Origin of the sequence: Flavobacterium sp. GCM10022190 (genome assembly GCF_042656445.1) — a bacterium.
Lineage (GTDB): Bacteria > Bacteroidota > Bacteroidia > Flavobacteriales > Flavobacteriaceae > Flavobacterium > Flavobacterium nitratireducens.
In genome coordinates this window covers 1,604,661-1,629,639 of sequence record NZ_JBHSOQ010000001.1, presented here as the reverse complement: position 1 = coordinate 1,629,639, position 24,979 = coordinate 1,604,661, and the positions used below count along the sequence as shown (strand labels likewise).

Annotated in this window: 19 protein-coding genes; 7 read left to right on the top strand and 12 right to left on the bottom strand. The window is 34.3% G+C overall.

Translation table 11 applies throughout. From position 1 onward, the window contains the following. Positions 1-16 precede the first annotated feature (16 nt). Positions 17-1,393, bottom strand: coding sequence for an MATE family efflux transporter (locus ACFPTQ_RS06730; protein WP_379775576.1), 1,377 nt, complete (start codon positions 1,391-1,393; stop codon positions 17-19). 286 nt (positions 1,394-1,679) lie between these two features. Here ACFPTQ_RS06730 and ACFPTQ_RS06725 point away from each other — a divergent pair, with 286 nt between their 5' ends. Next, a complete protein-coding gene (locus ACFPTQ_RS06725) occupies positions 1,680-2,222 on the top strand; it encodes a hypothetical protein (protein ID WP_379775402.1) in 543 nt (180 codons plus the stop codon). 135 nt (positions 2,223-2,357) lie between these two features. Here ACFPTQ_RS06725 and ACFPTQ_RS06720 read toward each other — a convergent pair whose 3' ends face one another. Then, the gene (locus ACFPTQ_RS06720; protein WP_379775400.1) at positions 2,358-3,236 is read right to left on the bottom strand and encodes a PPK2 family polyphosphate kinase; all 879 of its coding nucleotides are present in this window, start codon (positions 3,234-3,236) and stop codon (positions 2,358-2,360) included. 139 nt (positions 3,237-3,375) lie between these two features. On the opposite strand from ACFPTQ_RS06720, the gene ACFPTQ_RS06715 reads away from it, so the two are divergent. The 4 genes from ACFPTQ_RS06715 to ACFPTQ_RS06700 all read left to right on the top strand — a co-directional run bounded on the left by ACFPTQ_RS06715 (position 3,376) and on the right by ACFPTQ_RS06700 (position 8,139). After that, the gene (locus ACFPTQ_RS06715; RefSeq protein ID WP_379775398.1) at positions 3,376-4,092 is read left to right on the top strand and encodes a 3-ketoacyl-ACP reductase; all 717 of its coding nucleotides are present in this window, start codon (positions 3,376-3,378) and stop codon (positions 4,090-4,092) included. Between the two features lie 430 nt (positions 4,093-4,522). Then, positions 4,523-5,023 (top strand): RNA polymerase sigma factor, encoded by a 501-nt coding sequence (locus ACFPTQ_RS06710; RefSeq protein WP_379775396.1) that lies wholly within the window; start codon positions 4,523-4,525, stop codon positions 5,021-5,023. A 2-nt stretch (positions 5,024-5,025) separates the two neighbouring features. After that, positions 5,026-6,189 (top strand): carboxypeptidase-like regulatory domain-containing protein, encoded by a 1,164-nt coding sequence (locus tag ACFPTQ_RS06705; RefSeq protein WP_379775394.1) that lies wholly within the window; start codon positions 5,026-5,028, stop codon positions 6,187-6,189. Positions 6,190-6,228: 39 nt separating this feature from the next. Next, the gene (locus ACFPTQ_RS06700; RefSeq protein ID WP_379775392.1) at positions 6,229-8,139 is read left to right on the top strand and encodes a vWA domain-containing protein; all 1,911 of its coding nucleotides are present in this window, start codon (positions 6,229-6,231) and stop codon (positions 8,137-8,139) included. Between the two features lie 147 nt (positions 8,140-8,286). Here the strand turns inward: ACFPTQ_RS06700 and mtaB are convergent, their stop codons facing one another. Beyond that, positions 8,287-9,615: a tRNA (N(6)-L-threonylcarbamoyladenosine(37)-C(2))-methylthiotransferase MtaB gene (gene mtaB, locus ACFPTQ_RS06695; protein WP_379775389.1), complete on the bottom strand. Its 1,329-nt coding sequence runs from the start codon at positions 9,613-9,615 to the stop codon at positions 8,287-8,289. A 377-nt stretch (positions 9,616-9,992) separates the two neighbouring features. Here mtaB and ACFPTQ_RS06690 point away from each other — a divergent pair, with 377 nt between their 5' ends. Then, positions 9,993-10,802, top strand: coding sequence for a T9SS type A sorting domain-containing protein (locus ACFPTQ_RS06690; protein WP_379775387.1), 810 nt, complete (start codon positions 9,993-9,995; stop codon positions 10,800-10,802). A gap of 44 nt (positions 10,803-10,846) precedes the next feature. Beyond that, complete coding sequence (locus ACFPTQ_RS06685; RefSeq protein ID WP_379775385.1) at positions 10,847-11,269, top strand: hypothetical protein; 423 nt, start codon at positions 10,847-10,849, stop codon at positions 11,267-11,269. A 242-nt stretch (positions 11,270-11,511) separates the two neighbouring features. Here the strand turns inward: ACFPTQ_RS06685 and ACFPTQ_RS06680 are convergent, their stop codons facing one another. The 9 genes from ACFPTQ_RS06680 to ACFPTQ_RS06640 form a co-directional block, all read right to left on the bottom strand. Next, positions 11,512-12,309, bottom strand: a complete 798-nt coding sequence (locus ACFPTQ_RS06680; RefSeq protein WP_379775383.1) for a Cof-type HAD-IIB family hydrolase — start codon at positions 12,307-12,309, stop codon at positions 11,512-11,514. A gap of 29 nt (positions 12,310-12,338) precedes the next feature. Continuing rightward, positions 12,339-12,629, bottom strand: coding sequence for a hypothetical protein (locus ACFPTQ_RS06675; protein WP_379775381.1), 291 nt, complete (start codon positions 12,627-12,629; stop codon positions 12,339-12,341). 222 nt (positions 12,630-12,851) lie between these two features. Further along, complete coding sequence (locus ACFPTQ_RS06670; protein ID WP_379775379.1) at positions 12,852-13,766, bottom strand: glycerophosphodiester phosphodiesterase family protein; 915 nt, start codon at positions 13,764-13,766, stop codon at positions 12,852-12,854. Between the two features lie 63 nt (positions 13,767-13,829). Then, complete coding sequence (locus tag ACFPTQ_RS06665) at positions 13,830-15,413, bottom strand: calcineurin-like phosphoesterase C-terminal domain-containing protein (RefSeq protein WP_379775376.1); 1,584 nt, start codon at positions 15,411-15,413, stop codon at positions 13,830-13,832. Positions 15,414-15,435: 22 nt separating this feature from the next. Next, entirely contained in the window at positions 15,436-17,415 is a 1,980-nt protein-coding gene (locus ACFPTQ_RS06660; protein WP_379775373.1) for a calcineurin-like phosphoesterase C-terminal domain-containing protein, read from the bottom strand. Between the two features lie 7 nt (positions 17,416-17,422). Then, positions 17,423-18,649, bottom strand: a complete 1,227-nt coding sequence (locus ACFPTQ_RS06655) for a BACON domain-containing protein (protein WP_379775371.1) — start codon at positions 18,647-18,649, stop codon at positions 17,423-17,425. Between the two features lie 13 nt (positions 18,650-18,662). Beyond that, positions 18,663-20,231 carry a SusD/RagB family nutrient-binding outer membrane lipoprotein gene (locus tag ACFPTQ_RS06650; protein ID WP_379775369.1) on the bottom strand — a complete coding sequence of 523 codons (1,569 nt, stop codon included), beginning with the start codon at positions 20,229-20,231 and terminating at the stop codon, positions 18,663-18,665. Between the two features lie 10 nt (positions 20,232-20,241). Beyond that, positions 20,242-23,766 (bottom strand): SusC/RagA family TonB-linked outer membrane protein, encoded by a 3,525-nt coding sequence (locus ACFPTQ_RS06645; protein ID WP_379775366.1) that lies wholly within the window; start codon positions 23,764-23,766, stop codon positions 20,242-20,244. A 172-nt stretch (positions 23,767-23,938) separates the two neighbouring features. Then, positions 23,939-24,904, bottom strand: coding sequence for a FecR family protein (locus ACFPTQ_RS06640; RefSeq protein WP_379775363.1), 966 nt, complete (start codon positions 24,902-24,904; stop codon positions 23,939-23,941). Between the last annotated feature and the right edge of the window lie 75 nt (positions 24,905-24,979).

The following is a 24,979-nucleotide window of genomic DNA, read 5'->3' as shown; positions in this document are numbered from 1 at the left end:
ACAACTATCTTGGTTTTTAATGCTTTTCTAAAATTAATTGCTTTGTCAATTTTAGAAAGCGAATATACAAAAATAAAGCTGCTGTTGTTAATCCTGCTAAAAGTCCAATCCAAATCCCAACTGCTTTTAAATTAGTATACAATCCTAAATAAATTGACACTGGGAATCCCACTATCCAATAGGCTACAAAAGTGATATACATAGGAACTTTAGCATCTTGTAAGCCACGCAAAGCACCCAAAACCACTACCTGAATCCCATCTGAAATTTGAAAAACAGCTGCCACTAACAATAATTGAGATGCAATGGAAACTACTTCGGTATTCGCTGTCAAATCGGTTAGACTATCCATATTTACAAATAATTGAGGCATTTGCTCATGAAACAAAACAAAAATTAAAGCAAAACATACCTCTAACAAAACCGCCAATAAGAAAATAGAATACGCTACAATTTTCATTTTTTTAAAATCCCCCAAACCTTTTTGATTCCCTACTCTAATCGTAGCAGCAACACTCAGCCCCATAGCAAACATAAAGGTAAAAGAAGCTAAACTTAACGCAATTTGGTTAGCCGCTTGATTCGCCACTCCTATAGTTCCCGAAAGCCAAACTGCCCCCGTAAACAAACCTACTTCGAAAAACATTTGCATCGAAGAAGGGCCTCCCAAACGGAAGATTTTGAGATTCATCTCCCGCTTCATTTCCTTGAGTGAAAAGCCTTCAAAAAAGGGATGAAATTTCACATTTTTTTTCATCTTATAATGCATGTACCCCAACATCAAAAATCGGGAAACAAGCGTACCTACTGCCGCACCAAACATTCCCATTTCTGGAAAAATCCAAATTCCGTAAATGAATATATAATTCAAAAAAACATGGATAACATTGGCTAAAATAGTAGCCCACATAGCATACTTAGTCTGACTCATTCCATCTGCAAATTGTTTATACCCTTGAAAAACAATTAAAGGAATTAAGGAAAATGCCACAACATCAAGATAAGGCTTTGCTAAGGCAACTACATGTTTGGGTTGCCCCATATATACCATTGCTTCTTTTGAAAAATAAACGACTAGAAATAGAAAAAAACCTAAAAACGTACACAAATACAAACCATGATGAAATACACTTCTCCCTTTTTGAATATTTTTTTCACCATCAGCTTCTGCGGCTAGTGGAGTGATCGCTGTAGAAAAACCAATTCCCAAGGACATGGCTATAAACACAAAACTATTAGCTAGAGAAACGGCTGCTAATTCGGTAGGCCCTAACTTCCCTACCATTACATTATCTACAATTCCAACAATGGTATGCCCAAGCATCCCTAAAATAATTGGATATGCCAAACGGAGATTATAAGAGAACTCTTTGGTGTAAGTAGCTAAAGTCATTTTCATTTTTTTGGGCGACAAAGGTAAGCAGAAGCAAATCGATAGCAAGTTTATTTAACATTAATATTTAGAACACAATACTATTAACGGAGTAAAAATTAGCAAGTCACCTCAACATATTAATCGACTGTAAATCACACTACTAACTAAATTATATTTTTTTTAACAGCCCTAAAAAGGTCTATTTTATACCAATAACAAAAGATCAAACGTTTATTAGCCTTAGTAAATAAGTAAAAGTTTCAATTTGTAAAATCAATTTAGTAACGTTTAAAACCCCCAAATTATGAAAACAACACAAAAACTTACGGCAGCGATAATGCTTGCCCTTGCTTTATGCTCATTTAACGGAGTTAATGCCCAAGAAACACCGAAATACGATCAAGGATTTCGATTAGGCTTTGGTCTTAATGCGGGTTATGCTACCGAAAACCCCTATAAATTAACCCTTGGAGGTGATGCAAGATTGCAATACGATCTTAGCAAGCGGTATTCTATAACCCTAACAACAGGTTATACTAACTTATTTGTAAGCGAGAGTGATGGAAAAGATTTAGGTTTTATTCCAGCCAAAGCTGGTCTTAAAGCCTTTGTGTGGAATGATCAATTTTATCTAACAGGAGAAGCTGGAGCTGCAATACCTGTAACAAATAATTACAAAAAAACTTCCTTATTACTCTCTCCAGGTATAGGTTATGCGAATAAATACATCGACATTTCTGCTCGTTACGAACATTATTCTGATTTTCCAACCATCAATACGGATGGTACTCCAGGAAAAGGCGCCGGACAGGTATCTCTGAGACTGGCATATGGCTTTAAATTGTAATAGCTATAAAAACAAACCATTTTTTGAAAGCTGTTAGTTTTAAAATCACCGCAAATTTGCAAATTACACTTATATAATTTGGGAATTTGCGGTAAAATAAAAATGTGACTATCCCGAAATATAAGGCTTAAAGCCTTATTCTTTTGCTAACTGTTCTTTATAACTATCAAAATTAGCTTTTACTTTTTCTTCTAAATCGGGGACTTTAATATCGGTTCGTTTTTGTAATTCCTCCCAAATAATTTTAGCGACAATATATCGTGCCATTTCTTTATCATCTGCTGGGACAATGTACCAAGGTGCATTTTCAGTTGCCGTTTTATTGATGGCTTCTTCGTAGTATTGCATATAAGTATCCCAATGTTCACGCTCTTTTAAATCCCCTGGCGAAAATTTCCAATGATGTTCCCTGTTTTCTAAACGGCGTAACAGACGTATTCGTTGTTCTTCTTTACTCAAATGAAAATAAAATTTGAACACAATAGTACCATTTTGAGAAATGTGTTTTTCAAAATTCCGAATTTGCTCCATTCGACTTTTCCAAAATTCAGGCGTAATATCTTCCATTTTTTCGATTCCGGGTAAATTTTCATTTAAAACATATTCGGGATGCACACGAGTAACCAAAACATTTTCATAATGGGTACGGTTAAAAACAGCAAACTTTCCTTTTTCCGGCAAAGCCAAATAATGCCTCCACAAATAATCATGTTCTAATTCGGTTGAATTAGGTGTTTTAAAACTATGAACCACTACCCCACGCGGATTAAATTCCTTAAAAACTTCACGAATCAAACTATCTTTTCCCGAAGTATCCATTCCCTGCAAACAAATTAAAACCCCATAACGGTTATGGGCATACATCACATCCTGCAAAGCACTTAATTTTTCCTGAACTTTTTCTAGCTTTTCTTCCTTATCATCGTCACTCGCTTTGTTGTTTAAATTCGTAGGGATTTCAGATAGCTTAATAGGAACGGTTACTTTAAATTCTTCTGGATCAATTGATTTCATGGAGTCTGATTTAATAGATATTCTCAAATATAAGGATTATAAACAATAATTTAATTCTTTAATAAAGCATTAACAGCCATTTTGTCTTCTATTCTATTATCTTTAACGTTTATAAAAATTCAATCAATCTCAAAACATCATGACCGATTTAAAAAATAAAAATGCCCTGATTACAGGTGCTGGAAAAGGAATAGGAAAAGCAATCGCTTTGGCTTTAGCCAAAGAAGGCGTGAATGTTATTTTAATAGCTAGAACTCAGGAAGAAATTGACAATGTAGCAGCCAAAGCACGTTCACTTAGGGTAAAAGCATTAGCCTTAACGGCTGATGTTGCCGATATCGATTCAGTAAATGCCGCTGTAGAAAAAGCATTAGCTGAATTTAAAACTATAGACATTGTAGTGAATAATGCTGGAATAGCTGCTTTTGGGAAATTTTTAGAATTAGAGCCTAAAGAATGGGAACGTATCATACAAGTAAACCTTATGGGAGCTTATTATGTAACCAGAGCCGTACTTCCTGGTATGATGGAAAGACAAACCGGAGACATTATCAATATTTCATCCACAGCTGGATTAGCCGGAAATGCGATGACCAGTGCTTATAGTGCCTCTAAATTTGCTTTGCTAGGCATGACTGATTCTTTAATGCAAGAAATGCGTAAATACAACATTCGTGTTACTGCATTAACTCCTAGTACCGTTGCAACTGATATGGCTAAAAACCTCAATCTAACGGATGGAAACCCTGAAAAAGTAATGCAATCTGAGGATATGGCCGAGTTAATTATAGCACAACTCAAACTAAACCGACGTGTTTTTATCAAAAACAGTAGCATTTGGTCTACTAATCCTTAAATTGTAATTAAACATATACCTGTCTGCCGACAGGCAGGAGTCATATAAGTTTTCTCTTTTGAAGACTTATATGACTCCTGCCTCACCGTCAGGCGGATATGTATTTCAAAATCAAAAACCATTAAGTTAAGTTTATTAAGCGCTACACTTAATTCCCTTAACTTAATGGTTTAAACTTATTTGTACTTTACTATTTAAGCTTAACTGTATCTCAACACTTTAAAATACTTATATGACTCCTGCCTCGCCAGCAGGCGGGTATATGGTAAAAAAATAAAACCAATCAACTCAAAACCTCATTATTAGAATAAAAAATATTTTATTTTGAAAAAAAATTGACTACCGTCCCAACCTTTTTCCTTTTTTAACCCTCTTTACTAGTAAAGATCATATTGTGATAAACGAAAATTTAATACTAGCCTGTAAAAAAATGCAACGCGATGCCCAGCGTCAGCTGTATGAGCTTTTGGCGCCAAAACTCTACGCTAGCTGCAAACGCTATTTGAAACAGGAAGAAGAAATTGAGGAAGCCTTAGCAGATGCTTTTTATATTATTTTCACGAAACTGGACCAATTGAAAGAAATTGGCGCTTTTGAAGCCTGGGCTAGAAAAATAGCGGTCAACCAATGTTTGGCTACTATTAAAAAGAAAACCAACTTCAACATGTATCTCGATGATGTAAAAACGCTTTCGCAACCTTATACACAAGAAGTAACCCAACTTGAAGAAGAAGATTTACTGGATTTACTTCATCATATCCCTGAGGGATGCAAGACTATTTTTAACCTCTTTGTAATTGAAGGTTACAATCACAAAGAAATAGCTAGCATGCTCAACATTTCTGAAGGTACATCCAAATCACAACTGAATGCTGCTAAAACCAAATTAAAGGAATTAGTAAACGGTCTGTATTACCAAAAATCGAATTAGTCATGGACAATCAAGATAAAATATTTACTAAAATCAAAAATGCTGCCCAAAATGCCGAGCAACAAGATTTTCCAGCAATGGATAAGGTTTGGGCTCGTGTGGAAGAAAAACTCGATAAAAAAGAAGATAAAAAAGCAATTGTTCTTTGGAAAAAGTTAGCGATTACGGCTTCGCTATTGCTCTTTGTTTCCTTGGGTTACCAATTTCTTAAAACAGATTCTCAAATTGAAGCACCAACACAAAGCATACAAAACAAAGTAGTGCTTCAAAAAAACGAAATTACTACTGATAGTGTACTTCCTTCTGAAAACATCAAAGCAGAAGCATCGGAAATTTTGCAAAAACAATTAAGCAAGAAAAACCCAGTAGTTTCGAATGAAACAACTATCAAAACACCGGACGAACCTTGTACGGCAATAACAACCACAACAGTTGAAGTTCAACAACTTTCTGATACTTCTTCAATTCAGAAAGCACCTGATTATGCGGTGGTAGCATTGAAGGATAAAATGATGTCCAAAAGTTTAGCTCCTACTACCAGTGAATTAAAAGAAACCGCAAAAATGGCTGTTGCCGATCAAAAAACTGTAAAAACAATTACTGGTGTTATTGTAGATGAAAAAGATAATTTACCTATCCCTGGAGCTGTTGTTCAAATCAAAGGAAAAAATAAAGGTACTGTTACTGATTTGGAAGGAAAATATTCGATTGAAGCAGAAAAAGGTGAACAACTTATATTCAGCACCATAGGTTATAAAAATGCTTATGCAACAGTTAGCAAATCGAATGAATTGAATACTAAACTCTCTCCTAGCTCCGATGCTTTGAACGAAGTGGTGGTTGTGGGTTATGGAACAGCGCGAAAAAAACAGGCAAAAAATGCAGCTCCAATTGCCAAATATGGAACTACAAAATTTTATAAGAATGAAAAAGTAATAACAGTTCCACATATTAAAGATGCTTTGTATATTATCAATGAAGAAGAGTATCCTGAAGCCTCTTTGTTTGGTTCTAATGTTACAAGTCCCTATGCACCTTTGAGTGAGCAAAAAATTGAAAGCCTTAAGGTTTTATCGAAAAAAGAATCCATTGCAAAATATGGAGAAAAAGGTAAAAACAAAGTCATCATTATTACCACGAAAAACGGAATTCCACTGAAGCGTTAATTCGCAAAAATACTGTCAAACATTTTAAAAATTATTATCATGAAAAGTCTAAAATCTATTTCATTAGCCCTTGCTATGCTCTTTTCTATCCTAAGTTTTGGACAAGAAATCACCATTACCGGAACGATAACTGACCAGACGGATGGCTTCGCTCTTCCTGCTGTTTCCGTTACAATTAAAGGAACTAAAATAGCTACTCTGACGGATTTTAACGGGCATTATTCCATCCAGGCTCAAAAAGGAAAAATATTAGTCTGTAGCTATCTCGGTTATCAAACCAAAGAGGTAAAAATTGAAAATTCTCAAATAATCAATATCAGTTTAAAAAGTGAAACCTCATCATTACAAGAAATTGTCGTTGTTGGATATGGAACATCACGAAAAAGAAATTCTAACCCTAAAGCCTCAGTTGTTTATGATAAAAAAGAATATGCTGCTACTACTTTAAGCAAAAATGTCAGTACGACAATGATGGTCGCTCCTGCTAAAGCAAAAGCTGAATCCAAAAGAAGGTACAATAACAGAGATACAGTCATTCTCAATCCTAGCATTCCTAACCAAGAAGATTATGAAGAATTTGTAGAAAACCAGTTTGAAACACCTAAAAACGCACCGCTTTCTACTTTTTCTATTGATGTAGATAATGCTTCTTACACCAATATTCGTCGTTTTATCAATAACGGACAAAAAGTTCCTAAAGATGCGGTGAGAATTGAAGAAATGATGAACTTCTTCAAATACAGCTATCCGCAACCTAAAGACAATCATCCTTTTTCAATCAATACAGAATACAGCGATTGCCCTTGGAACAGCAAACACCGTTTGTTAAAAATTGGTTTACAGGGAAAAAACATTCCAACCGATAATTTACCAGCTTCGAATTTGGTTTTCCTTATTGATGTGTCGGGTTCTATGAGTGATCCTAACAAATTGCCTTTATTGAAACAATCGATGAAAATTTTAGTAAACGAATTACGAAAAGAAGATAAAGTAGCTATGGTGGTCTATGCCGGAGCAGCAGGAATGGTTTTGCCTCCAACATCGGGAGATCAAAAACAAACCATAATTGATGCGCTGGACAATTTGAATGCAGGTGGCAGTACTGCGGGAGGAGCCGGAATTGAATTGGCATACAAAACTGCCATAGCCCACTTTATCCAAGGCGGAAACAACCGTGTCATTCTGGCAACTGATGGCGATTTTAATGTGGGTGTTTCCTCTAACAAAGACATGGAAACATTGATTGAAGAAAAAAGAAAATCAGGTGTATTCCTAACCTGTTTAGGCTACGGAATGGGGAATTACAAAGACAGTAAAATGGAAATTCTAGCCAATAAAGGCAACGGAAACTACGCCTATATCGATAACATTCAGGAAGCCAATCGCTTTTTAGGAAAAGAATTCAAAGGTTCGATGTTTGCCATTGCCAAAGATGTAAAAATTCAGATTGAATTCAACCCAAAACACGTACAATCTTACCGATTAATTGGCTACGAAAACCGAAAATTACGTCCCGAAGATTTTAAAAATGACGCCATTGATGCAGGAGAATTAGGCAGCGGACATAGCGTAACCGCTTTATACGAAATCATTCCAACCGGAATTGAAAGCGACTATACTGCTTCTGATTTAAAATATACAAAAGCGGTGAGTACTGGAAATTACAGCAATGAATTGGCGACTATCAAATTCCGCTACAAAAAACCGGATGGTGAAAAAAGTATCGAAATGATTCAGACCATTGAAGACAAAAACAAAAGTTTAGCGACAACAACTGAAGATTTCAAATTCAGCGCAGCAGTAGCTTGGTTTGGATTGAAATTAAGAGATTCCAAATTAGTTCCGGACAAAAACCGCAACGAAATTGTAAAACTATCCAAACAAGCACTTTCTAAAGACCCAGAAGGCTACAAAGCCGAATTTGTACGATTAGTTGAAGCCGTTCAATAAAACTATTGCCACATATTAAAAGGATTAAAATAATCTGTGCTAATCTTTAAAATCTGTGGCTTAAAAAAAACCATTAAGAAGTTAAGTTGATTAAGCCCTACACTTAATTACCTTAATCCCTTAATGGTTTAAAATATTTAGAAAAAACTAAACTAAAGCCGAAACGAATTCCATTCGTACGCTTCCGTCTTCGTCAATATGTGTTAAGTTTACTTCGTGTAAAGTATTTACCAATTCCGGATTCCAAGGCGTTTTTACCTTTACATAATTCTCCGTAAATCCGTGGATGTAACCTTCCTTATTTTCTCCTTCAAAAAGAACGGTTCTGTTAGTACCTAACTGACTTTCATAGAAAGCACGGCGTTTTTTAACCGATAAACTGCGCAACATTTTGCTACGTTTCGCGCGTACATTACCCGGAACCACTCCCGGCATGGCAGCTGCTTCGGTATTATCACGCTCCGAATACGTGAAAACGTGTAAATACGAAATATCCAAATCATTCAGGAAATGATAGGTTTCTAAGAAATGTTCATCCGTTTCTCCAGGGAAACCAACAATCACATCCACCCCAATACAAGCATGCGGCATCACTTCTCGAATTTTACTCACTCTTTCGGTATACACCTCACGCAAATAACGGCGTTTCATCAGTTTCAGAATATCATTGCTTCCTGATTGTAGCGGAATATGAAAATGCGGAACAAAAGTTCTACTTTTCGAAACAAACTCAATCGTTTCGTTCTTCAACAAATTTGGCTCGATAGACGAAATACGCAATCTTTCGATTCCTTCTACCTCATCCAAAGCCTGAACTAATTCCAAGAAGGTATGTTCGTGTTTTTTGTTACCAAATTCTCCCTTACCGTAATCACCAATGTTTACTCCGGTAAGAACAATTTCTTTGATATTTTGCGCCGAAATTTCTTTGGCATTTTTCAGTACATTTTGCAATTCGTCACTACGAGAAATCCCTCTCGCCAGCGGAATCGTACAATAGGTACATTTATAATCGCAACCATCCTGCACTTTCAAGAAAGCACGGGTACGGTCGCCAATAGAATAACTGCCTACATAAAAATCGGCTTCGGCAATCTCGCAAGAGTGCACCTCACCCATATCATTTTTAGACAAATCATTGATGTAATCGTTCAGTTTGAATTTCTCCGTCGCTCCCAGAACCAAGTCCACACCATCAACAGCGGCCAATTCTTCGGGTTTCAATTGGGCATAACAACCCACCGCAGCAACAAAAGCCTTATCATTGAGCTTCATTGCTTTGCGCACGACTTGTTTAAATTGTTTATCGGCATTTTCGGTAACCGAGCAAGTGTTGATGACATACATATCCGCCACTTCCTCAAAATCCACACGGTCAAAACCTTCGTCCTGTAAGTTACGGGCAATTGTCGAAGTTTCTGAAAAATTCAGTTTACAGCCTAAGGTATAGAAGGCCACTTTTTTTCTTTTTTCCATAAGTAAGCGCTATCTAATGAAATCGTTGTCAAAAAAATAGCGTGTGCAAATTTACAAACAAATAAAGCAACTGTACAAGGAATTTTATTTTATTCTAATTTAGGTTATGGGCGTGTCCCTCCAGATGGCTTCGTCATGCTTCCTCGCCACTTTCGGGTCGGGCTGTCCGCTATATTCCCGATTAAAAAAACTACGGCATTAGCCTTGTTTTTAAAAATCGGGAGATGCCGCTTCCATCCCTCACGCGGTCTCTTTTAGTGAGAAAAATTTGAATCCAAAAGAGTATTTTGTAGTTTTTTTCTATATATTTGAAATAACTCAATAATCAACCTTAGTACAATTCTATGAAACTCTTCAAATATTTATTTTTATTACTTATGGTTGTAATCTCATGCAAAAAAGCAGAAGAGGCTAGTCTGGAATCACCTAAAAGCACCTTCGATTCTCCTTTCCCTAAAAATAACAAACAACTCGATAGAATTTTCGGCGAAACATTGTTAGTCAAAAAATACAATGACACCTTAGTTTTAAATATCAAATCAAACAAATATACTAATTTAATAACCTCTAAAGAAGGAGATACCCTTTTCTATGGCAAAGTATGTAAATATAGAGACTACTACTATTTCAATCACAAAGTTAACGACACTAGCTATTACATTAGTGCATTCAAAATAAAAAGAGATTTGATTTACGGACTAGATTTTCTTCCACAATATTTCGCTGTGGATGAAAACATTTTAAAAGGGGTTTATAAAAAAGAATTGGTATCTATCAATTCAGATACATCTGTAATTAGATTAAAGACTAACAAAATCGAATTAAAAAAATTGTTTACAATCATAATGAACAATACGGTTCCCGATACACTTATCCAACCAAAATCAACAATAAATACTATTTCAAAAAACGAATTAGTCACTGAAAAAGATGAAGATGATTCTGAAAATTTAGAATATTCAGTGAAAGCCTATCCAAATCCAGCTGTAGCTTATATCAATGTTGAAACAAATAAAAAATCTAGTTTTCAGCTATTCAACAGTTCTAATAAACTTATTTTAGAAGGACAACTTACTGATGAAAAAAACAAAATAGATATTAGCAATCAACAATCAGGTTTGTATTTTCTCATTGTAAAAAACATCGAAAACAATCAATCTAAAACACTAAAAATAATCATTAAATAGACTTCCTATTTATGATCAATACTTCAGTTGACAATACAAACTTTATGAAAAAAATCATTTCATCCCTTATTATATTCGCTCTCATCTCCTGTAATTCATTTGATGAAAACAGCGTTTTAAAGTATAAAGTTGAATTGAATAATTTAGTATCTAAAATCAAAAAATACCCTGATGGCTCTTATCATAGAGATGATATTGATGAAATTATGATTAAAGATTTAGATATTGATTTGGTAATTAAAAATGGGACTAAAAAGAATCCTTCATATACGGGATTAACAGAAGAAAATGACAGCCTAATTATTTTTATAAAAAAAGCAAACAACATATTTGATTCCGAGAAAAGGATTATTTATGATTTTCATAAAATCCCAAAAAACTATGGAAATCAAAATATTCCAAATGCTTCTTATACCATTAAACAACTGGATGACAGATGGTATTATTCAGAAGAAGGATTTGATTAATACATTATAAATACAATTTATTCCATGCTAGTGCAAGCGTCACGCTCGTGCCGTCTAAGATATTCATCAACATATAATAGATACTTCACTTAAATACTTTCTAGAAATACTTGATGAGATTGCCACGCTATCGCTCGCAAAGACCACAAATTGAAAAAAACCATTTAGCAATTGAGTTTATTAAGTCTTACACTTAAAAATCCCTTAATTGTTTAATGGTTTTTAAATAGAAATATAAAATCTTAAGCCAGGATAAAACGTTGGATTACTTCAGCTACACCGTGGTCGTTGTTAGAAGCTACCACCACATCGCCTTTGTCTCTTAAATGCGCATCCACATTATCTACCCAAACACCCAAACCTGCATATTCAATCATTGATAAATCGTTTCCAGCGTTACCCACTGCAATGACTTCAGCTTGTGCAATATTTAACTTTTCAGCTAAAAATTTAACGCTAGCTCCTTTGTCAATTCCGGTTTGAGCAGCTTCTAAGAAGAATGGTTTTGACATACACACACTTAAATGCGGCATGGCTGCTTTTAAATCGGCTTCTACTTCTTTTAGATAACTTGGTTCTTCCAGCAAAATACATTTAATTGCCGAAGTTTGCACACGCTCTTTAAAATTAGGCACTACTTCGTGTTCCAGTCCAGTAATATTTATTTCCACATCAATATATTCTGAACGGGTTTCGCTCACGACTTTTCCGTCTAAATAAGTAATGATATGCGTATTTTTTGCTTTGCTATAATCATACAAAGTATGAATTTGCTCCTGCGTTAAGTTTTGCTCAAAAATCACTTCATTGGTACTCAAATCGGTAATTACAGCGCCGTTAAACGAAATCATATAGGAATCCATCAATCCTAAATCCTTAGCATATTCAATCATCGCTGGTGTTGGTCGGCCAGAAGCCAAAATGATTTTCACTCCTTTTTCTTTTGCCTTTGCCAGCATGGCTCTGTTTTCTTCCGAAATGATATGGTCGTCGTTCAACAGGGTATCATCCATGTCCAAGACCAACATTTTGTATTTCATAGTTTTCCTTTTTTTTACTCTCCAAAATATTATCTTTGATGAGCTATATATCTAGTGTATTTTAAATTCTCTTTTTCTAATAAAACTAATTCTCCAAAATAGCATCCTAACAAATAAAAAGAAGCCGAATCATTGTTTTTAGAAATTTTAATTTCGAAATTATTCTTAACTACAATATTTTGTTCGAGAGCTATTGGATCACCTATATAATAACCGGTTTCATATTCCCATAAATTATCTAATCGACTTGACATTAATAAAAACCTGTCTCCAATAAACAATAAAAACACAATTAATGTTATTTGATATGATTTTCTCATTTAAGCTTTAAGGTCGTTAAGATTTTCTTCGATTCAATAATAACAACAAAATTAGACTAAATTTCAAAAATCTTATGACAATCGCGTAGACCGTCCTCTTACCCTCAAATCATCCTTTAATAGTCTAAACCCTTTCTAATTGGGTCATCAGTATTATAACGGCAAAACTAAGAAATAGTTGGAAAAAATTGGTCTAAAAACAATAAACTCTGTTCTTAAGGACTAGTTTTTCATTTGCCCCATTACTCTTTCCGGATAATCGGTTATAATACCATTTACCTCCAATTGAATTTGTTGTTTTATATCCTGAACTTCATTTACCGTCCACGGAATCAATTTTATTTTCATCGATTTCAAAGAATCAACTGATTGTTTATTGTTGATTAATTTAAAATGGGGACTGTAAATGTTGGGTTTAAAATCAAGTTGCTTTAAATTATCTTGAATACTGCCTTTTGATACCAAATAAGCTATTTCGATATTCGGATACTTTTTGTGTAAAATATTCAAAATTACAGGATCAAAAGACTGAATATTGATTCGGTTTTCCATGTGATTATCCTTAACAAGCTGCATGACTAAATCAACAAATTCCTCTGGTTGTGGCTGATAAATTCCATACACCTCTTTCTCTGATTTTATTTCAATGTTGTATTTTACCTTATTTAACTTTTTAGTCTTAATTTCGGATTCAATTACCTTAAAAACTTCGCTTAAAAGCGGTTTGTAAGTCTTCCTTTTTTGCTGATTAGGGAATTTTAAGTTTCCTCTGGAACCTCCATCAAATGCTTTAATGCTATCATAAGTCATTTGATATAAATTGAAGTTTTTTTCCTCTTCTTTACTCACAGCTTCACCTGAAGGTTTCGACATATATTCCGAAGACATAAAAAGTTCGTGAGATACTACTACTTTTCGGTCCTTGGAAATTACAACATCTAATTCCAACACATCAACCCCTTTATGAAGTGCTCCAACAAATGCTTCGATAGTATTTTCAGGTTGATTCCCTCGCTCTCCACGATGCCCTTGAATTTCAATTTTTCGATCCTTTTCAGTAATTATTTTGTCGTTTTTAGCTTTACAGGAAACGATTGTAACAACAACCCAAAGCAACAGGATTTTAATACATTTCATAATTTCATAATTAAAAAAACCTGCCTCTGTAAAGGCAAGTTTTAGTTTGTAATGTTTTTACGTTTAATTTAAAGACTCTTCAATTCTATAGCTGCTTTTTTGGGTAAATTCGTTACCAAACATATCTTTAGCCTTAACTTCAATAGTATGTTCTCCTGCATTTAATTTGGTTGGAATATTCCCTCTCCAAAGGTGGTTACTAATAATAGGATTAGAACCTCTCTTTCCTGGCAATAATTTTTCTGACGTATCCCATTGGTTAACTAAAGACGCATAGGACGGATCATATTCCTCCACATGCGTCATGGATTGCCATTCTCCATCATCTATTCTGAATACTACTTTATCCTGTGCATTCCCCATAAAAAAATTAGCGTAGATACCTGATTTTGTTCGTTTCCCTTTGGCGACAACTTTTGGGGCAAAAATTTCCATTTGATATTCTTTTGGCTTTCCAGCTACTTTGTATTCAACAGTATATGTATTGCCTTTAAAATGAATAAAAGCATAACCTTTAGGTGTTCCATCACGCATGGTTGATACAGGAACCCCTAACTCATTTAATTGACCTGAATACCAGTCTCCAGAGGTCGTCCCAACGTTATACTCATGGTGCGGTTTTTCTCTTAACCAACCTTCTTTTTTAGCAAAAAAATCCTGTTTTTGAATGTGAGTATGTGCCGAAAGAGATAAGGTATTAGGGTAGTCTTTAAGTAAACTAAATAATCGATCTCTGTCGTAATCTCTAAACGAATCATTTTCTGGTTCACTCAAAGGAATATGGAAAGCCAATACGATTAGATAATCTTTAGGAACAAACTTTAAATCGTTTTCTATAAAGGCGATTTGATCTTCACGAAAACCGCCCCAATATTGTGTCAATCCTCGCGGATCAGGGTATAAAATATCATCTAAAACTATAAAATGCACTTTCCCATAATTAAATGCATAATTTGCCGGACCAAAATGCGCTTCATAAGTTTCATCACTCCATTTATCTGTAGTAGCATCAAAGTTCATGTCATGGTTCCCCATCACATTATACCAAGGCACTCCTACTGCTTTTACAGCTTCAATATAAGGATTGAATAGATCTAAATCGTTCCCTACTAAATCGCCCAAACTGATTCCGAAAGGAATATTTTTAATGTCTTTAACTTCCTCAACAATTCCCTTTTTAAAATATTCTACTTCCTCTAAAGTATAAGGTTGTGGGTCTCCAAAAACCAAGGTTGTGAAATCATTACTTTCGTCCTTTTTAATCAAAGCAAAATCGACTGATTTGGGTAATTTCCCTGTTGGACTGACTCCTTTAAATTTTAATTGTGGAGATCCTTTGGGTTTATAGTTGTAAAAGAACTTTGGCAAGTTATTCTTGTCTACTGCAACTTGGTATCCCGTAGGTTTTATTACAGAAATAATATTATCGATTCCTAATGGAAGTTCGTATTTACCATTACTATCAGTAAGTACAACCTGCTCTCCGTTAGACACAGCTACATTACTGATACCTTGTTCTGTTTTATCCTTCTTATTGTTTTGGTTAAGATCGTTATAAACATAGCCCACAACCTTATCCTGTGCTATTGCATTATAACTTAGTGTACTAAAAACAGCTAAGGCAATTTTTATTTTTACGTATTTCATTATATTTATTTTTAGTAAAACATTATTTCATCCCCAAGGTTAATGCCTTTGGTCTTTCCATAATTTCGGTATAAACATTACCAAATCTGTCCGTCACTTTTATTGTCAAAGTTGAATTAACTGTAGTAGCTTTCACTTTAAAAAAATGAGGTGTTTTTTCGGTTTCAAAAGCATCTGTTGGGGTTGCACCAGCATTTAAGCGTAATGCTTCGTATGAAATAATATGCAACGGATCTTTTTCTTTAACACGACTAACCTTTAATGGTTGATTGTTTTCAGTAACTTCAATTTTCCATTGCACATCATATCCCCAAACATTAATTAATACTTCGTTATTAGAACTTGGAGCGGCATAAACATCCGAATATGGAGCTAATAGAGCATCGGTTGAATTGGGTGCATATTTAGCCGATGTGATATGAACACTATTTAAATCGTAAGCACGAAACTGATAATCTTCAGTGTAACCAATACTCTTATACAGCCATTTGATATCGTTGCCATTCATTTTCCAAATGCCATAACCTCCAGGACTTCCATCTTTACAGATATGATTATTAGCATAACCATTTTTACCCGTCCACCACCAAGTGGCACAAATAGCTGCTGTGTTATGTTCCATAATATTACCTTCTTCAACTGTGTAATTAATATGCGTATGACCTGACAACACATGAACTTTTGTAAATTCGCTTACTATATTCTTTAAAACATCTCCGTTTAATAAATCAACCGTATTTATCTGATTACCGTTAGCATCTAATGATGGTTGCTTGTATAGTGGCGTATGTATTGCCAAAACGATAGGCGTACTCTTATCAGTAATTGTTGCCAAATCCTTTTTTAGCCATTCTAACTGATTATTAGTTAGTCGCTCACTGTAATTACGACTCCCAATAGTTCCCTGTGTTCCACCAGTATTGATGTATTCCACACTATCTAGCACCACATAATGTACTTTCCCTAAATTGAAAGAATAATAAGTTGGTCCTAAAATATCTCTATATTTATTTTCCGCATCCCAGTCGTTAGCAAAGTAGGGATCATTATCATGATTCCCAATAAGATTAAATACTGGAGCGTTTATTTTATTCATATAAGGTACATATTCATTTAATCCAAAATTATTACTGTACCAATAGCCATCCCAAGTCAAATCGCCCAATGTTAAGGCGTATACTTTTGTCCCATCTGATGAATATTTATTGATCGTCGCATTGATATCAGGCAATACTTTTGAAGTAAACTGCTCTAAATCGTTGTTTCTATTTGCCAAATGCCAATCAGCTAAGGAAAGCACAACATGTTTATCATTATCTACTTTTAACAACGAAAAATCTCGTTGCTCAATAGCGTCTAAACTATTACTTACTCTTTTAAAAAACTGTGGAGCACTTCCTGTATTTATAACTTCATAATTTCCTGGAACGGAAATAAAAACAAAACCTGCTTTTTTTAATGATGATAAATAATATCGGCCTTCTGAGTCAGTAACTGTAACTTCATAACCATCAGAAACCACTACTCCTGGAACACCTTTTCCATTACTGTAAACGACACCTTTGATATTCTTACCTGAAATATCAGGTATGTTCGTATTCGCTACAACATTAAAAAGTATATTCCCTAAAATAAGAGCTTGAGCGTTTCTTATAACTTTTACTTTGTAGTTTCCTGATTCAAAATCAGAAGGTACTGAAAACGTAAATGTATTCTCGGTTACAGAAACCACAGTTCCTTTGAAAATTATATTTTTATTAATTAACGATTCAAACTCCATTGTATCGCCAACTCTAAACCCTTTTCCTGTTAGCATGACCTCGCCAGCTTTTGCTACATTGATAGAAGATGGTATAGAAACTCCTGAAATATTTAAGCTATTATTTTCATCGATAATACTACTATCGCTACTACAACTAAGTAAGGTAAACCCTAAACCACTAAATCCTGCTATTGTGGTTAATCCACCTATTTTTATAAATTTTCTTCTTGATTGATTCATGATTGTATTATTCTATTATTTCGACTTTTACGTCATCAATGAAAATTCTGTTTTTACCAGCGCCCACACCTACAAGGTTGAAATCGCCACCTAGAAAACTAAGTTGAGTTTGCGATGTTGCCCCACTGATTGTAAATGAATAGGTTGCCGATGGGGATTTCCATATGTTAATACAATCTGGATCCAAAGTATAATCTGGCCAGTTATCAATTGTAAATGACGAAACACTTACAGTTCCTGGACCTACTACTCCAACTTTTAAAATATTATCATCCTTTGTTCCTGCTTTAGTTTGATAGGGAACTGCTTTAAAAGTAACCTTAACAGTTGTTGGTTCTTCAAGCATTTCAAATTTTGGTGAAATAAAATCCCCACCATACCCCGTTTTGCCTAATTTTACAAAACCTGTTCTTGCATAAACCAATTGTTCATTGTTACTAAATACATTTGATGAACTAGTCCACCCTTTTGCTTTTTCCTCAGTAGTCCAAGCATTGTCTATTCTAGCCTCTGCTGTTGTAGTATAAAAAATGGTGCTTCCATAAGCTAACCAATCGAAATGTTCCTCTAAAACAACACTCCCGTCAGATTGTATTATTGAAATCGTTTTTGTTAATGACGGATAATCGGCTGAACTAATTGTGAGTATTGCAGAACGTTTAACTCCTTTATTTTTTAAAGCAGAAAATTTAATTGATGTAGCACTTGCCTCGACAACTGAAAGCCAATTCGTATTCGACAAGCTATAAGTCCAATTTACATTGGCACTTATTTTCACACCAAACTCTCCTCCATTTGATGTTACGCTGACACCTTCATCAGCTTTATCAACAATAATAAAAGGGACATTGGCTTGCTGCTCAACACGGAATAAAGCAGGTTGCTCCTTTCCGTCATTTATAAAAGCAAAATTTAATATTCGGCTGTCAAACGTATTGTTTTTATTTACAATAATTTTGAAAATCCCATCATCATCTCCTTCTGCTGGAAATACTTTAACCCAACTGGCTTCTCCTTGTGGAACAATTTTCCAATGTCCTTTAGCTCGCACAACATAACTTTTTGTTAGTCCATTAACATCAACAGCAAGTCCTGTTGGATTTTCTTCAATAGTAAAATAAGGTTCTACAGAAGTTTCATTGTCATTAGCACATGACACCGATAAAAAAAGTATTGTTAAGAAAGTAAATAATACAAATACTTTGCTTTTGTGTAATTGATTTAAACTTTTCATTTTTTTTTAAATTTTAGATTCCGCTTTCAATAGCTTGTTTACTCCACCAAACTGGAGTTTTCATATTGTTTTCACCACCCATACGGCTTAATGCTTCACGAGCATTCGTATTGTTAGTTGCCATTGTAGTATTGGGATAAGCAAAACGGGTAGGTAAAATATAATCGTTAAATACAGTACCACGCCCAATTGTTAATTTAGGATAACCCGTACGACGGTATTCATGATAGGCTTCCATTCCTATCCAAAAAAGTGCTAGATATTTTTGATTAGCGATTAACTCATTTTTATTTGAGGCTAAATCCCATGATGCTAAATTTGAGTTTAAAAAAGGGGTGATATTCTCTGAAGTAATGGTCACAGGAATTCCACTAAATTGACCTAGTTCTGCCCATTTTTCGACAGATGCGGTAACTGCATTTTCATAATATTGCTTTGCAGCTGATTGTCCACCCGAAATAGCTCCTTTCAAAGCTGCTTCGGCAAGAATGAACTGAACTTCGGCATAATCCATATAACTTGCCGGCATTTCGGCTCTACAAAAAACGGCTGCATTTAACCAAGATGTACCACGGTCTGCTACGCTTTGTTCTGATTCTGTACAACCAGCTATTGTTCCTTTCCAAACAGTTGTATTGTTTACTAAATAATTTGGATTCTTTTTTCCATAAATGGCTAAACGTGGGTCTTCATAAATTTGATTACCATTTACATCTGTCATGACCGTCATTTTAATTAGCTGTTCGGCTAATTTTCGGCCTGAACTTGTAAAGGAACTCTCATTAGTATTTGCAAATTGACTACGATAAGGATCCGATCCAGTAAACTTTACTGTTGCATTATCGGCGTTAGCAATAAATACTGGATATTTTGCTGAATTATTTATAATATCCATCATTTTAGCAGCAGAATTCATTTCGGGACGACCACTAACACGGCATAACAACCTTAAGTACAATGAATTATTAAATTTCTGCCATTTTTCCATATTGCCACCATACATTCCATCTAGAGCAGGCTTACTAAAAACAGGTTTTTCTGCATACATGCTGTTGGCTTTTTCTAAATCAGCAAACATTTGTTGGTAAACTTCTTTTTGGGAATCAAACTTTGGCTTTGTAGTTCCTCCAGAAGTAACTTGAAAGGCTTCAGAATAAGGAATATCACCAAACATATCGGTAAGATTAGACATATACAATACTTTTAAAGTCAAAGCAATTGCCTGTAATGATTTATCATTTTGCTTTACACTTAAATTGTACATATGCAATACATTGTTAGTATAGCGAGAATAAGTATTCCAAACATTTTGCCAGTCCTGATCACCTATAAAGTAGCGATGTTCCTGACGGGTTCCCCCACCAGTGAAAGCAGTAAATTGCATCAACTCATTATTCCAATACCAGCTATAATTTTGCCAAGCATTAATACCATTGTATAATATAGGTTCAAACATACCACTTGCCCTAATATCACCTACATTGGTTCTATTAGGATTTGTATTTATTTCCTCAAAATCAGAAGTACAGCTAGCAAAAACACTAAGAAATCCGATTATTAAAATTTTTATTATTGTTTTCATTACGTTATTTTTAAAAAGAAAGTTGAACGTTTAATCCGTAAGTTCTAGTCATTGGAAAAGTCATCGCTTCAATACCTTTATAAATATTTGAACCGTTTAACATTCCTGTGTCAGGATCATATTGAGGAAAATTGGAAATACTAAATAGATTTGTAGCATAAGCACCAAAACTCACTTTTTGGAATACCCCAATTTTGCTAACTAATTTTGCAGGTAAGTCGTAATCTAATCGTAACTCTCTTAATTTTAAATAAGAAGTATCGAAAGTATTCATTTCGGTATTATTACGGTTCCAGATATAATTATTGTAATAGGTTTGAATATTATTAGTCACCGTATTATTTTTAGTATACGTAACTGTTCCATCCGTATTTTGAATGGCATTTACTCCTGGATGCACTAAACCATCATATCTACCTTCAATAGAATTGTTAAGTTTTCCTTGGTAGGATAAAGCAAAGTTGGTTACTGAAAAAGCGTTACCACCCATCTGAGCCGCAAAAGTAGCCGACAATGATAGATTTTTATACTTAATTCGTTGTACCATACCCGCTCTCCAATCTGGATTAACTTTTCCAATTTTTGTATCTGGAGAATTATCCAGTACTGGATAACCTTCAGAATTTACGATGTGCATCCCTGAAGCATCAATTTCATTTCCATTTTCATCAATATAAGTTGCTCCTTCGGGTGCTCTTTGAAATCCTCGCCCGTAGATAACATGCATTTCTTGTCCTACATAGGAATACACATAGGTTCTACTACCTATAGTAGTTCCCATATCGGTTTGTAGTGGCACACTTGGATCCCAACCTTCTTGAAGACTTTTTAATTTATTTTTGTTTTTTGACCAAGTAATATCAAAATCCCATTTAAAATTTTTAGTTCTGATAGGGGTAAAACTTGCTGATATTTCTAGTCCTTGATTTGAAATTTCTCCAGCGTTAATTGTCATTCCAGTTGCTCCAGTAATCTGATCGACATCAACTGAAACGATTTGATTAGTGGTTGAAGAATAATAGGTAGTAACATCAAAACTTATTCTGTTTCTGAATAATTTGGCTTCAATTCCAGCTTCCCAACTTTCAACATTTTCGGGTTTTATTAATGGATTTGGAATATCCCCAGGTAAAGTATAACCTCCAGGAAACGATGTGTTGCTGTATACCTGATCTAATGAATATGCTGATGTATCATTACCCACATTTGCCCATGAAAATCGGGTTTTTAGCATATCAATCCAAGCTGCATTTTCCTTAAAATTAAATGTCTTATCTAATAAAACACTCGCCGCAACAGATGGGTAAAAATAAGACCAATTTCCTCTAGACAATGTACTTGACCAGTCATTACGACCTGTAATATCTAAGAAATAAGCATCATCCCAACTTAATGACACTAAACCATATAAACTATTAACCACTTTTTTACTTCTGTAGTTGTATGGATCTGGGTTAACGCCTGTTGGTAAATTTGTAGTATGGTAGATTCCTTCCTCACCTAATTGACTCAATGCTATTTTGTTATTAAAATATTCGTTAACACGATTATTTCCTCCTAACATCGTTGAAAGACCAAAGCGACCATTCTTGGATTCTTTGTTATAACGAAGCATAAAATCGTTATTATTTTCTACAGACCTTACAGTTTGTTCTCTGTAAAATCCATTTTCATAACCTTCGGTATAAAAAGGCTTACGTTGTGTTCTAAATTCATCAGACCAATCTAAACCAGAACGCAAATCAAGTGTCAAACCTTTCAAAATGTCAAAAGTTAAACCAATACTTCCAAATACTCGATTTTTATCTTGGGTATTCAATGCTTCATAAAGCGTACGGTATGGATTAAAAGATCCTGAAGCAGGGAAAACAAGCCCCATTCCGTTTTGACCAGCAGAAGACCAGTTTGCATAATTATAACGTCCATTAAAATATTCATTTTTCCAATCTTGAATACTACTTACATTAAATCCCCAAGCTAGAGCATACATCGGATTTGTTTCATCATAACCACTCACTGGCATATTGTCACTCGTCTTTTTATAATAATTAACTTTAGTATTTAATTTAATTTTGTCTGAAACCGGAGTATTAATAGCTAGCGAAATGGTATTTCGATTAAAACCTGTATTAGGCATTATCCAATCGTTTTTAAAATCAGTTACCGAAAAACGCGTAGATGTTCCTTTCCCGTTATTACCATTTATACTAATCGTTTTATCTACTGTTAAACCAGTTTTAAAAAGCCCTGTATACCAATCATCTTGATACACCCATGGTAACTTAGTAAAAGTATTGTCATCCCAATTTTTTGAAGCATATAAATACCTAAGCTTGTTTGCATCAAACTTTTCTCCGAAAGTATATCTGGAATAATTACGTGATTGAGCAACGCCATCAGAAGCCATTTCTGAAGAAATATCCCAAAGTGAATATTCACTGGCTCCCATATCAGCACCATTTCCATACTGTGTTTGAAAATCGGGAAAATAACCTGCTCTTTCAAAAGTTACCGAAGAGTTTACACTAACACCAAGACCTTTAGTTGTTTTACCAGCTTTAGTTGTTATAAGAATTGCTCCATTAGCTGCTCTTGATCCATACAATGCAGCTGCTGCTGGACCTTTTAACACTGAAACAGATTCGATATCATCAGGATTAATATCACTCATACCATCACCATAATCTACAGGAGCATCGGATTGAGCATAGTTACTTACAGCATTTGTAGAAGTCATTCCTGAATTCACGGGTACTCCATCGATAACGAACAATGCTTCATTATTACCATAATTCAAAGACTGATCTCCACGTAAAGTCACACGAATAGAACTACTTGGACCTGAATTAGCCGTAGTAAATGACAATCCTGCAACTTTACCATTCAAACTATTTAACCAGTTTCCAGAAACTGTTTTGGTTATTTCATCACTTTTAACTTTAGCAACCGAATAACCTAAGGATTTCTCCTCGCGAGAAATATTCAATGCAGTAACCACTACCTCATCCATTGCAACTACATCTTCTTGCATGGTTACTTTATAAGCACCACCCGCCTTGATTAATTGCTCAAAATTTTGCATTCCTAAATAGGAAAAAACCAGAGTACTGTTTTCAGGAGCTTCTAAATTAAATTTCCCATCAAAATCTGTCAGGACTACTGTATTAGTCCCTTTGACAAGAACATTTACAGCAATTAACGGTAAACCATTTACATCTTTTACTTCACCATACACCTTTACTTTTTTTAAAGCTGTGAATGTAATTGTCGAGCCGTTAATCATATAACTCAAGTGTGCATCGCGACTAATTTGATTTAAAACGGTTCTTAATTTTTGATTATTAAAATTATAAGTAAACAGCTTTTTATTGCTCAGGACTTCATCTGAAAAACTGAACTGACAGTTTGCTTCTTTTTCTAATTGATTAAAAAGATGGGGTAATGTGGCGTTTTTTACATTAAAACTGATTGTTTTTTCGAGAGTACTTTGAGCCATTACAGATTGTGAAGTCATTCCCCACAACGCAAATAGCATGATAAAAAGCTTTAAAATTGTAAAGGACTCTAAATTCCTTTTTTTGTATAAATTTAATTTCATAATTTAGTGTTTTCTATTAAGCAAATAGGATTTAAAAAATTTAAGCTGACTGGAATTGTTGACGCAATTCCAGTTTTTTTTTTCTAATTCTGGATTTTATTCATAGTGTTTATTTAATTAGTATCGAGTCGTTTTTAATTGTATATTGAATACCAATCATAAATTCCATACTTTTAAGTACCGATTCAATTGGTTCATTTTTATAAGAAGCACGAATCTTTCGATTTAAAATTCTTTCGGATTTACAATCTACTTTTACGTTATACCATTGTTCAATTCTGTTAAAAGCTTCTTTAGCTGTTATTGCATCAAAACGCAGTATGTTTTTATGCCAATCTGTATAGACCGCAGCATCTACAGCTTCTTCAACCAAATCGCCTTCCACTGAATTGAAAACAACCTGAGTATTTTTTTCTAAAATGAAATGTTTTTTTGTTAATGTGTTTTCAACCCTAACCTTTCCGGATTTCACAATTACTTGAAATTGCTGTTTTTTATTGATAACATTAAAAGAGGTTCCTAAAACTGTTGTTTTGAAATTTCCAGATTGCACAATAAATGGTTTATTAGGATTCCTTTTAACTTGAAAAAAACCCTCTCCTTTTAATTCCACATTCCGTTTATCATCTACAAATTGTTTTGGATATTTTAGTGTAGCTCCAGAATTTAAAAAAACTAAAGAACTATCAGGAAGTACTATATTGATGCGTTCACCAGTTCTACTAGTAACTGATATATATTGAATTTCTTGAGGATTAAAAATGGTAGATTTTAAAAGAATTCCTAAACCCAACAAAGTGACTATAGTTGCTGCAACAGCCCAACTTTTACTAAATTTAATTAGCTTTCTTTTTTCAGATTGTTCAATTTTATAGCGTAGCATTTTTAATCCACGCTCTAAACTAAATTCATCTTCGAGGTTTATTGATTTACCTTGAAAAGTATCAAGTAATATATTATACTTCTTACTATATTCATCATTCAAAAGATAGTGTTCAAGCAAATACTTTTCTTCTTCTGAAGCGGTATTATTCAAATATCGTAATGCAATTTCGTAAAAAACTTCGTCTTTCATTTAATTTGATCTTTTACTGTAAAGACCCTTTTTTGGCAGTAGACCTACCATTGAAAGACGTTACTAAATAGTTAC

What these genes read in the sequence shown, in the direction of transcription:
- ACFPTQ_RS06730 (WP_379775576.1), bottom strand. Translation starts at nt 1,393, where the DNA reads ATGACTTTAGCTACTTACACCAAAGAGTTCTCTTATAATCTCCGTTTG.
- ACFPTQ_RS06725 (WP_379775402.1), top strand. Translation starts at nt 1,680, where the DNA reads ATGAAAACAACACAAAAACTTACGGCAGCGATAATGCTTGCCCTTGCT.
- ACFPTQ_RS06720 (WP_379775400.1), bottom strand. Translation starts at nt 3,236, where the DNA reads ATGAAATCAATTGATCCAGAAGAATTTAAAGTAACCGTTCCTATTAAG.
- ACFPTQ_RS06715 (WP_379775398.1), top strand. Translation starts at nt 3,376, where the DNA reads ATGACCGATTTAAAAAATAAAAATGCCCTGATTACAGGTGCTGGAAAA.
- ACFPTQ_RS06710 (WP_379775396.1), top strand. Translation starts at nt 4,523, where the DNA reads ATGCAACGCGATGCCCAGCGTCAGCTGTATGAGCTTTTGGCGCCAAAA.
- ACFPTQ_RS06705 (WP_379775394.1), top strand. Translation starts at nt 5,026, where the DNA reads ATGGACAATCAAGATAAAATATTTACTAAAATCAAAAATGCTGCCCAA.
- ACFPTQ_RS06700 (WP_379775392.1), top strand. Translation starts at nt 6,229, where the DNA reads ATGAAAAGTCTAAAATCTATTTCATTAGCCCTTGCTATGCTCTTTTCT.
- mtaB (WP_379775389.1), bottom strand. Translation starts at nt 9,615, where the DNA reads ATGGAAAAAAGAAAAAAAGTGGCCTTCTATACCTTAGGCTGTAAACTG.
- ACFPTQ_RS06690 (WP_379775387.1), top strand. Translation starts at nt 9,993, where the DNA reads ATGGTTGTAATCTCATGCAAAAAAGCAGAAGAGGCTAGTCTGGAATCA.
- ACFPTQ_RS06685 (WP_379775385.1), top strand. Translation starts at nt 10,847, where the DNA reads ATGAAAAAAATCATTTCATCCCTTATTATATTCGCTCTCATCTCCTGT.
- ACFPTQ_RS06680 (WP_379775383.1), bottom strand. Translation starts at nt 12,309, where the DNA reads ATGAAATACAAAATGTTGGTCTTGGACATGGATGATACCCTGTTGAAC.
- ACFPTQ_RS06675 (WP_379775381.1), bottom strand. Translation starts at nt 12,629, where the DNA reads ATGAGAAAATCATATCAAATAACATTAATTGTGTTTTTATTGTTTATT.
- ACFPTQ_RS06670 (WP_379775379.1), bottom strand. Translation starts at nt 13,766, where the DNA reads ATGAAATGTATTAAAATCCTGTTGCTTTGGGTTGTTGTTACAATCGTT.
- ACFPTQ_RS06665 (WP_379775376.1), bottom strand. Translation starts at nt 15,413, where the DNA reads ATGAAATACGTAAAAATAAAAATTGCCTTAGCTGTTTTTAGTACACTA.
- ACFPTQ_RS06660 (WP_379775373.1), bottom strand. Translation starts at nt 17,415, where the DNA reads ATGAATCAATCAAGAAGAAAATTTATAAAAATAGGTGGATTAACCACA.
- ACFPTQ_RS06655 (WP_379775371.1), bottom strand. Translation starts at nt 18,649, where the DNA reads ATGAAAAGTTTAAATCAATTACACAAAAGCAAAGTATTTGTATTATTT.
- ACFPTQ_RS06650 (WP_379775369.1), bottom strand. Translation starts at nt 20,231, where the DNA reads ATGAAAACAATAATAAAAATTTTAATAATCGGATTTCTTAGTGTTTTT.
- ACFPTQ_RS06645 (WP_379775366.1), bottom strand. Translation starts at nt 23,766, where the DNA reads ATGCTATTTGCGTTGTGGGGAATGACTTCACAATCTGTAATGGCTCAA.
- ACFPTQ_RS06640 (WP_379775363.1), bottom strand. Translation starts at nt 24,904, where the DNA reads ATGAAAGACGAAGTTTTTTACGAAATTGCATTACGATATTTGAATAAT.